This window comes from Paenibacillus sp. FSL H7-0357 (genome assembly GCF_000758525.1).
GTDB lineage: Bacteria > Bacillota > Bacilli > Paenibacillales > Paenibacillaceae > Paenibacillus_AQ.
The window spans coordinates 1,576,200-1,590,258 of record NZ_CP009241.1 but is presented as its reverse complement, the minus strand read 5'-3'; the positions used below and the strand labels follow the sequence as shown (position 1 = coordinate 1,590,258).

13 protein-coding genes are annotated in these 14,059 nt (G+C 53.5%); 6 read left to right on the top strand and 7 right to left on the bottom strand.

The features are described 5' to 3' along the window. Positions 1 to 108 precede the first annotated feature (108 nt). The 3 genes from H70357_RS07100 to H70357_RS07090 all read right to left on the bottom strand — a co-directional run bounded on the left by H70357_RS07100 (position 109) and on the right by H70357_RS07090 (position 3,409). Entirely contained in the window at positions 109 to 669 is a 561-nt protein-coding gene (locus H70357_RS07100) for an NTP transferase domain-containing protein (RefSeq protein ID WP_231578389.1), read from the bottom strand. Further along, positions 617 to 1,756, bottom strand: coding sequence for an XdhC family protein (locus tag H70357_RS07095; protein ID WP_052091871.1), 1,140 nt, complete (start codon positions 1,754 to 1,756; stop codon positions 617 to 619). Before H70357_RS07095 ends, H70357_RS07100 begins: the two co-directional genes overlap by 53 nt. A 75-nt stretch (positions 1,757 to 1,831) precedes the next feature. Next, a complete protein-coding gene (locus tag H70357_RS07090) occupies positions 1,832 to 3,409 on the bottom strand; it encodes a PucR family transcriptional regulator (protein WP_038587321.1) in 1,578 nt (525 codons plus the stop codon). 809 nt (positions 3,410 to 4,218) lie between these two features. Here H70357_RS07090 and H70357_RS07085 point away from each other — a divergent pair. Further along, positions 4,219 to 5,592: an IS110 family RNA-guided transposase gene (locus H70357_RS07085; RefSeq protein WP_038584560.1), complete on the top strand. Its 1,374-nt coding sequence runs from the start codon at positions 4,219 to 4,221 to the stop codon at positions 5,590 to 5,592. Between the two features lie 376 nt (positions 5,593 to 5,968). Here H70357_RS07085 and H70357_RS07080 read toward each other — a convergent pair whose 3' ends face one another. Together H70357_RS07080 and ggt are read right to left on the bottom strand one after the other, a co-directional pair. Further along, a complete protein-coding gene (locus tag H70357_RS07080; protein WP_038587319.1) occupies positions 5,969 to 7,183 on the bottom strand; it encodes an amidase in 1,215 nt (404 codons plus the stop codon). 64 nt (positions 7,184 to 7,247) lie between these two features. After that, positions 7,248 to 8,825: a gamma-glutamyltransferase gene (ggt, locus tag H70357_RS07075; RefSeq protein ID WP_038598845.1), complete on the bottom strand. Its 1,578-nt coding sequence runs from the start codon at positions 8,823 to 8,825 to the stop codon at positions 7,248 to 7,250. Positions 8,826 to 9,049: 224 nt separating this feature from the next. On the opposite strand from ggt, the gene H70357_RS07070 reads away from it, so the two are divergent. Both H70357_RS07070 and H70357_RS07065 read left to right on the top strand, forming a co-directional pair. After that, positions 9,050 to 9,628: a chromate efflux transporter ChrB gene (locus tag H70357_RS07070; protein ID WP_038587317.1), complete on the top strand. Its 579-nt coding sequence runs from the start codon at positions 9,050 to 9,052 to the stop codon at positions 9,626 to 9,628. After that, positions 9,628 to 10,167 (top strand): chromate efflux transporter ChrA, encoded by a 540-nt coding sequence (locus tag H70357_RS07065; RefSeq protein WP_038587315.1) that lies wholly within the window; start codon positions 9,628 to 9,630, stop codon positions 10,165 to 10,167. Before H70357_RS07070 ends, H70357_RS07065 begins: the two co-directional genes overlap by 1 nt. 22 nt (positions 10,168 to 10,189) lie before the next feature. On the opposite strand, the gene H70357_RS07060 is transcribed toward H70357_RS07065, so the two are convergent. Beyond that, positions 10,190 to 10,567 (bottom strand): PH domain-containing protein, encoded by a 378-nt coding sequence (locus H70357_RS07060; protein ID WP_038587313.1) that lies wholly within the window; start codon positions 10,565 to 10,567, stop codon positions 10,190 to 10,192. Between the two features lie 168 nt (positions 10,568 to 10,735). Between H70357_RS07060 and H70357_RS36240 the strand changes: the two genes are divergently transcribed. The 3 genes from H70357_RS36240 to H70357_RS07050 all read left to right on the top strand — a co-directional run bounded on the left by H70357_RS36240 (position 10,736) and on the right by H70357_RS07050 (position 13,550). After that, positions 10,736 to 10,903, top strand: coding sequence for a hypothetical protein (locus H70357_RS36240; RefSeq protein WP_179091806.1), 168 nt, complete (start codon positions 10,736 to 10,738; stop codon positions 10,901 to 10,903). Between the two features lie 123 nt (positions 10,904 to 11,026). Further along, on the top strand, positions 11,027 to 13,042 hold the full coding sequence (abc-f, locus tag H70357_RS07055; protein ID WP_038587311.1) for a ribosomal protection-like ABC-F family protein: 2,016 nt from the start codon (positions 11,027 to 11,029) through the stop codon (positions 13,040 to 13,042). 34 nt (positions 13,043 to 13,076) lie between these two features. Then, positions 13,077 to 13,550 (top strand): ASCH domain-containing protein, encoded by a 474-nt coding sequence (locus H70357_RS07050; protein WP_038587309.1) that lies wholly within the window; start codon positions 13,077 to 13,079, stop codon positions 13,548 to 13,550. 204 nt (positions 13,551 to 13,754) lie between these two features. Here H70357_RS07050 and H70357_RS36235 read toward each other — a convergent pair whose 3' ends face one another. After that, positions 13,755 to 13,907: a hypothetical protein gene (locus tag H70357_RS36235; RefSeq protein WP_179091807.1), complete on the bottom strand. Its 153-nt coding sequence runs from the start codon at positions 13,905 to 13,907 to the stop codon at positions 13,755 to 13,757. Between the last annotated feature and the right edge of the window lie 152 nt (positions 13,908 to 14,059).

The window sequence follows — 14,059 nt, the reverse complement described above, 5'->3', positions numbered from 1 at the left end:
TTTATAAGATGTTTAGCTTTTTTTGTGCTTTACGCACTATAAAGGGGCTGGATAAGCTTGAAATATGTGATTGTTTCTAACATATATCTATAAACCGCTCAAACCATGTCAGCTTCCACTCCTAAGGCTCCATTCCTTGCGGATCTCCCCAAAATCCATTTCTGTGTCAGCATCCATAAAGCAATGGGCGGAATCCGTCTCCAGCATCATTCCCTTATAATCGGGCGAGCGCAAAATCCCTGCCGCACCTTTGTCGCCGTCCAGTCCCTGGAGCACCGTGAACATCTCTTTGGAAAAGAGCGCCGGCGGCATGGCCAGACCTTCATGGGTGCTGGCTACATAGTCCAGCCCCGGATTCCGCTCATAAGTGTCTATCAGCCGGTTCACCAAAGACGCAGTAATAAACGGCTGGTCAGCCAAAGCCACGATAGCGGCATCAGGCTGCATAGGCAGGATCGCATTCAACCCGCAGCGCAGGGAAAAGGATAAGCCCAAGTGGGCGGTCAGGCAGGTTTCCGTACGCCTAGTGCTCCGCTCACCGGCTGGAGGCAGCCATTTGAGGTCATCATCGGCCCGCACGACAACGATTAACGGGGAAAGGGCACAGCGGTCCAGTTCACTGAGCGCGACGCTCCCGAGTGACACCTCTTGCGATAGCTGAAGCGACACCTTGGATACTCCCATTCGTCTGCTCTGCCCTGCTGCCAGATAGATACCGGCTACTTTCAACGCTCTCCACTCCTTTCGGCAGCTCACGCGAGCCTGCCCTTCTGATTTGAATAATCTCGGCCACAATGCTGACTGCAATTTCCTCCGGCCCTTCCGCGCCGATAGACAGCCCTACAGGGGCGTGCAGCGATGCAGGCGGCTCCAGCCCCTCCAGCAGCAGCGCAATCCGGGCCTTGGAGCCGATGATTCCGATATAACGCGGAGACACCGGCAGAAGACTTTCCAGAAACTGCCGGTCGCGCTGGGATTGATGGCTGCAGATCAGCACATAATCCTCAGGGGTTATCCTAAGACGGGCTGCTGCCTCGGACGGGGAACAAATCACCCGTTCGGCACCGGGAAATTCATGCTGCAGGCTGCCTTCCCGCCAGTCGGCGACGGCAATCCGAAATCCGGATTTTGCCGCAAGGTCCGCCACGGGACGGGAATCCAGTCCACCGCCAAAGATAACAAGCCGTGGCTTCGGCACGAATAGAGTGTTGAAGAGTTCGAGCGACGGACCGGCTGCTGCCGATGTTCCGGGAAGCGGACTCCGCACTTTTTTCACCAGACAGCTCCCCCCTGCACTTCTCTGATTAGAAAAAGATTGTTGTTCAGCGCCGAAAGTTTCGACAGTATACCGGTATCCTGCAACGGCGGCAGCTTCACGAAGAAGCATCAGGCTCTCACCTGCGGCCATCCGCACATATACTTCTTCCAATAGCCGGCGCAGCTCTCCACGAACCGGTTCAAGAATCACTTTGATTTTGCCGCCGCAGCCGACAGCCTCCCCCCAGGAAAAATCATCGGGAGACAGCATGTCATACTCCACCAGTTCCGGAAGGCAGCGATCCCAAACCTCCTGCGTACGAAGCTCCAGATCGCTCTCCAGGCAACCCGGACTAAGACTCCCCAGTGTTCCTCCTGCAAAAAACAGCATAGCCGCTCCCGGTTTCCGGTAAGAATGACCTTCCACCCCAATCAGGGTTGCAAGCACCGCAGGGGCAGCATTGTCGTGGATGTGCAGTACAATATCATGTGTACTCATATAGCTTGCTCCCTCCTCCGTAATTCCGCCCGTTCAGGGTGGCGGCTCTTGTGCCATACATTTCGCAACAGCCGCTCAGGTTTCGCGCTCCAGCATTTTGCGGAACAGGAATACCAGCTTCAGCCTCATCAAATCATTGATCTTCTTGAAATCGACATCCAGCAGCTCGCTGAGCTTCTCGATCCGGTAGGTTGCGGTATTGCGGTGAATAAACAGCTTTTTGGCTGTCTCATTTACATGGCCGTCATTGTCCAAATAGACCTCCAGCGTGTGCAGCATTTCCTTGATATATTCCGGCTCCCGGCTCAGCAGTCCGCGCAGGCTGCCATTGCAATATTTCTCCATCGTTTCTGCCGGTATCTGACTCAGCAGAAGATTCAGTTCAAGCTGTCTGTAATGCACCACATTTCCGTGCGCACCCCAGTGCTTCACCATGCCCATACATTCCTTGACCTCTGCAAAAGCTTCCTTCAGACCTTCCGGCTTAACCTTGGTGCTGCTCACAGCTGCCTGCGGATAATAACCCTTGCCGAACTTGAGATTATGAAAACAATCATTGATCAGCTCACGGAACTGATCGGGACTGTGCTGACCCGCAGGATACAGCGAGAGCAGACCTTCATCCACAACGACATGAATAGCTTTCATTTCCCTCAGTACCGGATGCTCGATGAACTCTTCCTTAAGGCGGAGCAATTCGCCTTGTCTGGATTCCCCGGTGGCGGCCGTATCGGTTAGCAGCAGCTGGAAAGGGGATTGCAGCAGCGTCACCTCCAGCCTGGCGGCAGCCTGGGACAGATCGTTACACGACAATCCGCCGCTCAGGCAACGGCGCAGCAGTCCACTGAACTCCCGGTGCTCAGCATGCTCGAAATAGTCCTCATAACCCGCATGAATATGATAAGAAATCAGTTCAGCTCCTTGAACAAACAGGCTTTCTTCCACAGGCAGCAGCAGAGGATCAATAGAACAATATAAAAGATAACCTGTGCATTTCTCCCCTTGCAGCAGCGGGATACGGAAACCAACCTTGTCACCGATGCGGAAGCGCCCATTGCGGTTCTGCCAAGGCCAGCCCTCCAGCAGTAACGCCGCTGAATACTCCGCATTGTTGTAAATGGCGTCGCCCCGGGCACTGATGACCGCCAGCGGGTAACCGATCACCTCGGATACGGAGTCAAATAACGGACCGCAACGTCCCGAGCGGAGCGCAAACCGCATCAGCTTCCGTTGCTTCTCCATCATGCTCTGCAGCACGCTTGTGCTGCGCGACAGCTCGGCGCGAAACAGGCCGTTCATCTGGTCCGAGAACGTAAATTGGAACGGCAGCTCGATCAGCGGAAAGTTCAGCGTTTCCGCTTCAGCTACGAGCTTCTCCGGAACAGCATCCCAGAAACGGCCCAGCTTGATGCCAAGGCCGGCGGAGCCGCGGCGGTTCAGCGTCTGCAGCAGTGCAGAGGCATCCTGGGGACTATCCTTGATCAGATAAGCTGTTGTAAGCAGCATTTCTCCTTCTTTGATCCAATCTGAGATATCAGGGGCATCCATCACATTAATCGACTTGATAATCCGGTGTTTCCCCTTGGAGCCGGCAATCAGTCTGGCTTCGGATAAAGGATAAATGGACAACGCTTCTTCAACCGTAAGATGCATGCCACCCCTCCTTATACAAGTTCATATATAATGAATTTCGTATTTATGTTACTTTATGTAACATTATAAATAAAATGAACCGTTATGGAAAGATAAAAGTGAAAATTTAGATTTTATATGTAATAAAACATAACACAAATCGCAAAGTTTTAACTATTGCTTATGGACCGTCTGCAAAATCATGGAAAAGCAGCCTGTGTATTATGCGTTTATCGCATCAGCAGGGGTACGGCAACCATGAGATTTGCAGCAGCTGACTGCCCTTCGGCTCCTCAACGTTTGATAATTGCACTCTGTACAGTTACTGTGTATTATGCGTTTTAACGCATCAGCAGGGGTACGGCAACCATGAGATTTGCAGCAGCTGACTGCCCTTCGGCTCCTCAACGTTCGATAATTGCACTCTGTACAGTTAAGTAGTGAATTTCTCCCGTCACGCAGCCTTTAATTGTATTCCGTACATCTATTTGAGCTGATTTTAGCCGAAAGTCTCAAATTCACTGTTTTTAATTGTACAGACTACATCTATTCTCTGGTTTCCGGCTGAATTAGCTCCAATAGTTGCAGAGAATACACCTAAATCATTTATTGTCCAATACGCATACAAGTGGAAACGGCTTCGCCGTCCTCAAAAGGACGGTATCCGTTTCAGCGAGAAATAGAAGGATAATTTATAGCGTGAAGCATATAAATTCTGGCGTAATATATAATCCTTGTAGAAAAGGAAAATCCCCAGCGACTATCGAAGAAAGAAGCACCTGACAAAGAGCTTCAATCGTACCTACCCTACCACAGGAGGTTGAAGTCGCATGGGGAAATCCCTACACATTCAAGGCTTAAAGGGAACCAAGTTCAGTCAACAACTACGGGGTGTTAACCTGGAGCAGGTCCTCATCGTTGCTATCGATGCGGCCAAACTCCACCAAAAAGCCCTGATCTGCAATTATTTCGGCGACATCCTTGCAAAACCCTTTTTCTTTTCCGTCAATCAATCCGGCATGCAGACTCTATACCATGCCATCGAACAAGCGGTGGCCTCCACTGGGGCCGTACGCCTGTTTTTAGGAATTGAAGCTACTGGCCATTACTATGAAGATATCGTTAGAGAAATGGCCAAGCAAGGCTACCTCGTCCAGATTCTCAACGCGTATACGACTTTCGAAGAGCGGGCAAGTGCGCTGAACTGGTGTAAAACCGATGACCTCGATCTAGTCGCTATCGCTCATGCGCTGAAGAGCAATAAAGCCACCGAGTTTCGTTTGGCCGAGGGCCTTCAACGGCAGTTGCATGTTCTCACCCGGGCCAGACGCTCGGAGATCCGCAAACGCTCCACTCTGCGGATGGAAATCCGAACACTCATGGACATCGTTTGGCGCGAATTTCAGGGCTATGCCGACCATCAGAATGGGCGGGCTCGGAAAATCAAGGTGTTTAGCAACTTTTGGGGAAAGGCCTCCCTTTTCTTCATGGAGCACTATCCACATCCTGCTGCGATTTGTAAGCTGGGGGAAACGGGACTCCGGAGGTTGTCCATCCAGCATAACCTGAAGCTTCGAGTCGCTGCGATTCGCAAGCTCCTTCTGGTGGCTGCGGAGTCGCTCTCATCTGACGAACAAACGCTTCGTCCCGAACTCCTTCTGCTGCGAATGAAGCTGCAGGATCTTCGCGCCTTTGACGCTAAGATCGATACGCTTGAGCAGGAGATCGAAGCCCTTTTGCTTCAGACCGACGGGCGGGTTTTACTTACCGTTCCAGGCCTTGGCGTTTCCACTGCAGCCGAGCTCTACGCTGAGATTGGCGATGTGTCCCATTACACTCATGCCGGACAGTTGATTAAGAAAGCAGGAACGAATCCCGTCGTTAAGCAAACGGGCGGAAGTGCCGGATCTTATGGAAAAATTTCCAAGCAAGGGAACTCTCATTTGCGCTATGTTGCCTACTTAGCCGGTCGAAGCCTCTGCCTGCATAACCCGGATCTCAAACCGTTTTACGAGCGGTTAAAGAGCCGCGGGAAGCATCCTCGCTCCATTTTTGTAGCTATGGGGAATAAGATGCTGAAAATTGCATTTGCGATGCTACGTGACAAGAAGCCCTTTCTCTCCACCAAGCCCTCTTGTCCGTTTGCCAAGGAGATCAATAAGAAGCTCCGTTTTAGCTGTTTCATTACGCTGGATGTTGCCTGAACAAGCCTGAAATGACTGAACCGGTGGGTCTGGGACTGAGGGAAGATCGGATTAAATTCTAGAGGCCCAGACCTCGTAAATAAGCCTTATCCACCTCGTCCTGTTAATGCGAATTGTACGTTAGATCTCGATCTGCACTCAGCCAGATTGCATAACAGGATTGAACACGAGGCTATTTCCTTTCAAGTTCGAGACCTTCCGGTTCTGTCCATCGCTCTTCGTCAGTTGCTAACTATTTTTTGGAAAACAAAGAGTTAGGTGTGTTTGAGTTGCTTTTATAGTCAGTTTTAGCTTGTTGACATAGTACGCTTATATTTGCAAAAAAACTCCCGCTCTCCGCCAACAGCGGAGCCGGAAGTTCTATGTTCCCATGCGCTTATTGCCATAACCGCCGGACCCATGAGAGCAGGCGGAGATCCTGTCCATATCCGCCGATCACGGACAATCCCAGCGGCAGCCCGCCGGGACCCGCCACAGGCAGCGTTACCTGCGGCAATCCTGCCAGCCCGGCAATGCAGCTGAGCATCATCGCCCCGCTGCGGTTCAGTTCCAGCTGCCGCAGGTCCCCGCCGCGCAGCGGGGCGGGTCCAGGCACGGTAGGGATGACGAGACATCCGTCCTCCCCAAGCAAATGACGCAGCCGGGCCGTTATATCGTCACGTTGGGACTGCGCCCAACTGTGATCCTGCCCGGCCACACTTGCCGCCCAAGCGAAGCGGGCAGCAATGTCAGGCCCAAAAACCGGCTGCTCCCGCTCGATCCAGGCTCCGTGGGTTGCCCAAATTTCAGCACCCTGCAGCTCGCGGAACACATCCATCCAGTTTGTTAATCCTTCCGGCGAAACTTCAGTCTCCAGCGTTTGCCCGACTCCTGCCTGGAGAAGATCCAAGCCTTGCTTCAGGCTGGCCGAACTCTCCGGCCCAGCCAAGGCCCAGCCATCCATGCCGATGAACAGCTTGGCCATTTGCTGCAGGACATTACTCTTCCCGGAGGAATCCTCCGGTTCTCCCGCTCCGCCTTCCACTCTCCCGAGCAGAACCTCGCCTACCTGCAGCAGCATTCCGGCGCTGTCTGCGATCCAGCCCACGGTATCAAAACCCGGTGCCAGCGGGATTACCCCGTCTATCTCCACCACCCCGTGGGTCGGGCGGAAGCCGTAAACGCCGCAGTACGCCGAAGGAACACGGATGGACCCGCCTGTATCGGTTCCCAAGGCAAAGTCCACGCTTCCGGAGGCTACGGCCACCGCCGAGCCGCTGGAGGAGCCTCCGGGAATACGCCCCTCCGCACGCGGGTTGACCGGCGTGCCGTAATGATAATTCTCCCCGCCCAGGCTGTACATCAGCTCATCGGTATGGGCGGCACCGCGCAAGGAGGCACCCGACTGCAGCAATTTCAATACGGCTGCGGCATGTGCCGATGAAGGCTCATGACTGCGCAGCCAATGCGGATTGCCTGCGGAAGAGCGGTGCCCGGAGACCGCGAACACATCCTTAACGGCGAAGCTCAGCCCATTCAGCTTGCCACTCACAAGGTTCGGCACCTCCAGCTCCGGGTCAATATATGCGCCGAAACGGTTATTAAGGACCATCTCTTCCCTCCTCCTCCCGGACTGTCCGGGGAGCTTCATTGTTTACTCTTACTTGTTGGCTGCTCTACCAGCCGATGGCTGCTCCGTCGCAGCGAGGATCAGTGCCGCCGCTGCGGAAGCCGTTGCCATCTATGGCAATCGCATGGGCATGCCCCATGATTCCGTCATAGTCTGCGGCTTGGCGGACCAGATGACCGGCCCCGGCCAGCTCTTCGAGCACTTGCGGAGCTACCCGCTTCTCCACCTTCAGTTCCTGGGTCGGTTCCCCCCAGGTTCTGCCCCAGACGAACCGCGGCGCATTCACCGCCTCCTGCGGATTCATGCCATAATGCAGCATCCGTGTCAGCAGCAGACTCTGCGTCTGCGGTTGCCCTTCCCCGCCTTGCGTGCCGTAGAGAATGGCCGGCTTGCCGTCTTGGCAGGCCATGGCCGGCATCAGCGTGTGGAACGTGCGCTTATGCGGTTCAAGCGTATTGATATGCGAAGGGTCCAGCGAGAAGAAGGAGCCTCTATTCTGCAGCAGAATCCCTGTATCCCCGGCGACCCTTCCCGAACCGAATTCAAAATACAGGCTTTGGATAAACGAGACGGCATTCCCCTCCCCGTCAACTACAGCGGCATAAGCCGTATCCCGGCCAACCGGCTCACTGCCAAGCGCAGCCGCCCGGCGGAGCGAAATGGAATCTGCCAGCTCCATGGCATACTGCTTATCCAATAGCCGCTCCAGCGGAATCGAGCTGAATTCAGGATCAGTCAGCACCTGATCCCGGTCCCTGAAGCTCAGCTTCAGCGCTTCAACCAGCAGATGATAGTACTCGAAGGACCCATGCTCAATCTCTGCGAGATTAAACCGCTCCAGTATGTTCAGCGCCATCAGCGCAGTGAAGCCCTGCGAATTCGGCGGCACCTGATACACCTGATGCCCGTGGTAATCCGTGGAGATCGGCTCCACCCAATTGCCCTGATGGTCGGCAAAATCATCACGGGTGAGATATCCCCCGGAAGCCAGCATATCCTTGCTTATCTCCTCTGCGATCCCGCCCTTGTAAAAAGCATCACGCCCTCCCGCCGCCAGCGTCCGCAGCGTCCGGGCCAGCTGCTTCTGCACAAACTTCCCGCCGGCCCTCGGAACCTTGCCGCCGGGCAGATACACCGCCGCCGCGCCGGGGGACAGCGCGGCTCCCGCCAGTATGCTGTTGCCGTGCTGATCCGGCGACAGCGGAAACCCATCGGTGGCGTAGCCGATTCCCGGCTCCAGCACCTCCGCCAGGGTCAGGCGGCCATACTGGCGCTGGACCGCCTCCCAGCTGTCCGCCATTCCGGGCACCGTAATGGCGCTGCGCACACCCCGCCGGGGAATGGCACTTTCCCCGGCATAGCAGTCCCTGCGGACGCCGTAGCCGGATCGTCCGCTGCCGTTGTAGGCCCGGACGCGCCCTTCACCGGCGCTGTAGGTCAACCAAAAAGCATCGCCGCCAAGGCCCGTCATATGCGGATAGACCACCGCAAGCGTGGCGCTGACCGCTACCGCAGCGTCAAAGGCATTGCCGCCGCGCTGCAAAATACGCGCTCCGGCGGCAGAGGCCAGATAATGGGGACTGACCACCATCGTTTTCGTACCGATTACCGGCCCTATTGTCATGACTCCCAGCTCCATTCCCATGTCAATCAAGTTAGTGCCATTTAACAGCAGATCAAAAACCCCTGTCAATCGGTTACGCACAAACTCAAATTCCCCGGCATTATTTTGTGAACGGTGCACAAAGATTAATCGAAATACACCCTATCCTGTAGTTGCAGTCATACAAATTGATATAGAATGGGCACAAAAAAGCTAAAATCCGTTTATCCCGGAGGAGGAATCCCGTGAAATCCATCAGTAACGAATATGTACAGATAGCAGCCGCGATGTTCAGGACGGGAATTCTCGGCTATGGCGGGGGCCCCTCCGTAATTCCACTGATCCGGCATGATGCCGTAACCCGCTATTCCTGGCTGAGTGATGATGAATTCGGGGAGACGCTGGCCATCGCAAATGCCTTGCCCGGGCCCATCGCCACCAAGATGGCGGCATATCTCGGCTACAAGCTCAAAGGGGTAAAAGGTGCGCTGCTTTCCGTACTGGCGCATATTCTGCCTAGCTGTATTGCGATGATTGCCCTGTTATCCGCGGTGAATTATTTAAGCGGCTCCAAGGTAGTGGCAGGCATGATTGCTGCTGTCTCTCCCGTGATTGCAGTGATGCTGGGAATGATGGCTTACGAGTTCGCGCAAAAAGCGTTCAAAGGATTGGGGAAATGGATCGGGGCTGCTTTCCTGCTGCTGGCACTGGTACTGCTTGAGGGGCTTCACCTGCATCCTGCCATCGTGATCGTACTTTTTCTTGGCTATGGAACGGTTCATTACCGGATACTGGCAAAGAAAAATAAAGGAGGAACCGCCTAATGGAATGGCTCAAACTGATTTACGGCTTTTTTATGGCCAATCTGCTGGGCTACGGCGGCGGCCCTTCCTCCATTCCGCTCATGTACGAAGAGATCGTGCCGCATTACGGATGGCTGAACGATGAAGAATTCTCCAATATGCTGGCGCTCGGCAACGCTCTGCCCGGACCGATTGCGACCAAAATCGCCGCTTACGTCGGCTATGACGTCTATGGCTGGTTGGGACTGAGCGCTGCTCTCGCTGCTACGGTTCTGCCCTCCGCTGCCGCACTGATCATCCTGCTCGGCGTGATGCAGAAATACAAGCAGTCGCCCGTCGTTAAAGGAATGACCTTGCTTGTACAGCCGGTGATTGCCATGATGATGGCCGTCCTGACTTTCAAAATGGCCAAAGGTCCAGCGGACGTTATCGGCATCTGGCAGACGCTGATCATTGCCGCAATTGCCTTTTGGGCTATGAAGCGGCTGAAGCTGCATCCCGCACTCGTGATTCTTGCCGCTTTTGCTTATGGAGGGCTGGTACTCCGGTATACAGTCTAGCGGCGGCTGCCGCAAGGACCTCCTATTTCAAAATGTACTGCGAAAGCACCGACTGAACCTCATAGATATTGACGGATTTATTGAACGTCTTCTTCAGCGGCAGTGAGCTGCCGGATACATAAAGACACAGCTCTGCATCCAGATCAAAGTGCCCCGCCGTCTCCACCGAATAATGGGAGATGTTTTGGTAGGGAATGGAGTGATATTGCGTTTTTTTGCCGGTGATCCCCTGCTTGTCAACGAGAATCAGCCGCTTGTCCGTAAAAATGAACATATCCCTGATCAGCTTGTAGGCCCGCTCAATTTTTTCATGGGGGGTCAAAATCCGCGCGTATTCACGCTGCACTGCCGCCAGATCAACCTGCGTTGCATTGCCCAGCAGTCCATTAAAAAGTGCCATCACTGTTCCTCTTTCCTGTTGCTGATTTGGTGAGCTGCCTCAGCCATATAACATCCTATTGTGCAATTCCAATTATATGCTGTGGTTCATTCCGCTTTTTTTCTATTGCTATTATTGCGAATATTAGGTAAACTACTGTTAAATTTGTATCGAAGGAGGTGTAGAGGAATGGATCGCAATTGGACCAACAGTGTTATTAGCCGGCTGCCTATCGCTATGGCTGGCATCGTTCATGTAAATGCCGACAACGGGAGAAGTCTGTCCATTTACAAGAATTTAATAACACTACACAATTGTGAAATGCCTTTCCTGCCTACACTTCAACGGATCTCATAAACCGGAGAACAAACAGGCCGCAGGGAAATTTCCCTGCGGTCTGTTTTTGTTTCATGATGTCCTCCTGGAGGCATCCCCTTTGAAAGACAGCGGAGACAGGGCATTCTTAAAAGGAGAATACCTATGATCATTTCATGTCAAAACGTACAAAAATACCACGGTGCCCAGCTTGTGCTGAGCGATATCACCTTCGATATCCGCCAAGGCGAGAAAATCGGCCTGATCGGCCGCAACGGCTGCGGCAAAACCACCCTCTTCCGCCTGCTGAGCAGTGAAGAACGCCCCGATCAAGGGCAAATCTCCATCCGCAGAAACAGCATCATCGGACTGCTCTCACAGATCCAGGAAGCGGACGGCGACGAGACGGTATATGCCGTGCTCCAGCGCAGCTTCGCGAAACCCCTGGAGTGGCAGCAGCGCCTGCGGGAACTGGAGCAGGAAATGTCCGGGCTGAACGCCGGAACGGACGAACAGGACTGGAACAGGCTGCTCAAGGAATACGGCAGTCTGCAGGAGAAGTTCGAAGCAGCCGGAGGTTATGAGATTGAAGCCTCAATCCAGCGTGTAGCGGCAGGCCTTGGAATCGGAACCGGGCAATACGACCGCCGGTTCGCTTCCCTCTCCGGAGGGGAGAAGACAAAGGTCGGCCTCGCCGAGCTGCTGCTGCGCCGTCCCGATATCCTGCTGCTGGATGAGCCGACCAACCATCTGGATATGGAGGCCATAGAATGGCTGGAGCAGTTCCTCCAGACTTATGACGGCACAGTCCTTGCAATCTCTCATGACCGCTATTTCCTGGATGCCGTAGTGAAGAAGGTCATCGAGATTGAAGATGGCGAAGCCATCACATATCACACGAATTACAGCGGATACCAAGTGGAGAAAGAAGCCCGTCTACTTCAGCAGTTCGCCGATTACCAGGAACAGCAGAAGAAAATCAAGCAGATGCAGGAGAGCATCAAACGGCTGATTGAATGGGGCAACCGTTCCAATCCGCCGAACCCTTCGTTCCACCGCCGGGCGGCCTCCATGCAGAAGGCGCTGGACCGGATGGTCAAGGTCAAACGTCCAATTTTGGAGCGCAAATCGATGGATTTGCAGCTGCAGCAGGATGACCGGACCGGCAACCAGGTCGTCATCCTCGACCGGATCACCAAAGGTTACGGTAACCGCAGGCTGTTCTCAGAGGCCAGTGACATCCTGCGATATGGCGAGACTACCGCACTAATCGGCGGCAATGGCGCGGGCAAGAGTACGCTGCTGCGGATGATACTCGGCCAGGAGTCCCCGGATAGCGGAAGCTGCACCCTTGGATCAAGGGCTGTCGTTGGTTATCTTGCCCAGGAGGCAGTGCCGGAGGGCGGCGGACAATCAGTGCTGCGCTATTTTCGTGAGGAGGCCGGGCTTGAGGAAGGCGAAGCCCGCGGGCAGCTTGCCCGGTTCCTGTTCTACGGCAGCGATGTGTTCAAGGACATCACCAATCTCTCTGGAGGCGAATGGACACGGCTGCGTTTCGCGATACTGATGCACCGCCGTCCAAATCTGCTCATTCTGGATGAGCCGACCAACCATCTGGATATTGATTCCCGAGAAGCACTGGAAGAAGCGCTGGAGGAATTTCCCGGCACGGTGCTGGCTGTTTCCCATGACCGTTATTTCATTAACCGCTGCTTCGGCAAGCTCTGGGCGATTGATCAAGGCCGCTTCACCTCCTTCTCCGGAAATTACGAATATTATAAGGAAAAGCAGGCTGAAAAGGCTGCCGCTGCAAGTCTGCAAACCGAAATGAGCGACCAAGGCGGCAAACAAGTGCCGAAGCCGGATACATCGCTTAAATCCAAAGTCCCTGCTGAAATAGCTGAGGCTGCGGGTTCACGATCTGGCCTCCCGGCAAAAAGCGGGTCGTCCAAACCTGAACGTTCCACCGATTCCCGCAAGCAGCGCTCCAGTATCTCCTGGGAGCAGGAAATAGCCGCAGCGGAGGCGCTATTAGGCCTTATTGATGCTGAGATGCTGAATCCCGTTATCGCCAGCGATGCGGAAAAACTGGCTGAGCTTCAGCATACTAGAGATGCCGCACAGGAGAAGCTGGATGACCTCTATGCGTCCTGGTTGAGCGAAGCAGAGACACACCAATAACATCCTTAAACATAGAGAAAGCAAGGTGATAACCATGACAGACACTCCGGCCGTGGAGGCCTATTGGAGTACTTATATTAAAGCCCATCCCGAAGCTGCAGAACTGTATGACAGCGCGTGGTCCTTCGGCGACAATCACCGGCTTGCCAACGAATTGCTTGAGCTGGTGCTGAAAGGAATTAAGACAGGAACCGCCTCCGATTTTGATTTGAACGAAATCCGCGGACTCACCCAGCCCTTTGCCCACGGCCATTCCATCCTTCTGGATGCCAGCGGCGAACCACGGGCAATCATCGAAACTATAAAGGTAGAAGTCATTCCTTTTGACAAGGTAACTGCGGAGTTTGCCTATTCCGAAGGCGAGGATGACCGCAGCCTGGAATCATGGCGCTACAATCATGAGCTGTATTTTACGAGGGAACGCAAAGCCTATGACAAACCCTTCGATCTTCAGATGAAGGTGGTCTGCGAGAATTTTCAGATTGTCGATATCAGACAGCCCCAGTAATTCTTATATTTTCAAAAATGGCTGGCCTTCCTTATGTTAAGGAGGCACAGCCATTTTTTGTTCATTGCTTATGTATACACCCTTGTATCGTCCCGAAGTTGAAATAAGTTCTGATCCATTAAAAAAGGCCGCTTCCTCATGACGAAGAGACAGCCTTCATTGTATAGTTACAATTAGTGTAAGTTGAATCCTTAGGATTAAGGTTTAGTGCCAGATCCCCATGATCCAGCCAACCACCGAGATCCATAAAGGAATGCTAATCAGAATGCCCCAGACCAGTCCGGTAGCAATATTACCTTCTGCAGGACGTGTTGCATTCTCCTGCGTTAGCGGAAGTCTTAACTCTTCTTGTTCCATGCGATCCCCTCCTAAATTTCTTATCGACACAGTAGAGGAAAAAATGTAGACCGCCTGACCCAAAAAGTTGTGTTTCCAAATATTTTTTTAGATACAAAGGCTCAGCGGTCCTTCTATGCAAAGGCTTACATAATTAATATTAACCAATTTTT

Coding starts and splice junctions, on each gene's coding strand:
- ggt (WP_038598845.1), bottom strand. CDS start 8,825: ATGACAATAGGGCCGGTAATCGGTACGAAAACGATGGTGGTCAGTCCC.
- H70357_RS36240 (WP_179091806.1), top strand. CDS start 10,736: ATGGATCGCAATTGGACCAACAGTGTTATTAGCCGGCTGCCTATCGCT.
- H70357_RS07050 (WP_038587309.1), top strand. CDS start 13,077: ATGACAGACACTCCGGCCGTGGAGGCCTATTGGAGTACTTATATTAAA.
- H70357_RS07060 (WP_038587313.1), bottom strand. CDS start 10,567: ATGGCACTTTTTAATGGACTGCTGGGCAATGCAACGCAGGTTGATCTG.
- H70357_RS07085 (WP_038584560.1), top strand. CDS start 4,219: ATGGGGAAATCCCTACACATTCAAGGCTTAAAGGGAACCAAGTTCAGT.
- H70357_RS07065 (WP_038587315.1), top strand. CDS start 9,628: ATGGAATGGCTCAAACTGATTTACGGCTTTTTTATGGCCAATCTGCTG.
- abc-f (WP_038587311.1), top strand. CDS start 11,027: ATGATCATTTCATGTCAAAACGTACAAAAATACCACGGTGCCCAGCTT.
- H70357_RS07080 (WP_038587319.1), bottom strand. CDS start 7,183: ATGGTCCTTAATAACCGTTTCGGCGCATATATTGACCCGGAGCTGGAG.
- H70357_RS07090 (WP_038587321.1), bottom strand. CDS start 3,409: ATGCATCTTACGGTTGAAGAAGCGTTGTCCATTTATCCTTTATCCGAA.
- H70357_RS36235 (WP_179091807.1), bottom strand. CDS start 13,907: ATGGAACAAGAAGAGTTAAGACTTCCGCTAACGCAGGAGAATGCAACA.
- H70357_RS07095 (WP_052091871.1), bottom strand. CDS start 1,756: ATGAGTACACATGATATTGTACTGCACATCCACGACAATGCTGCCCCT.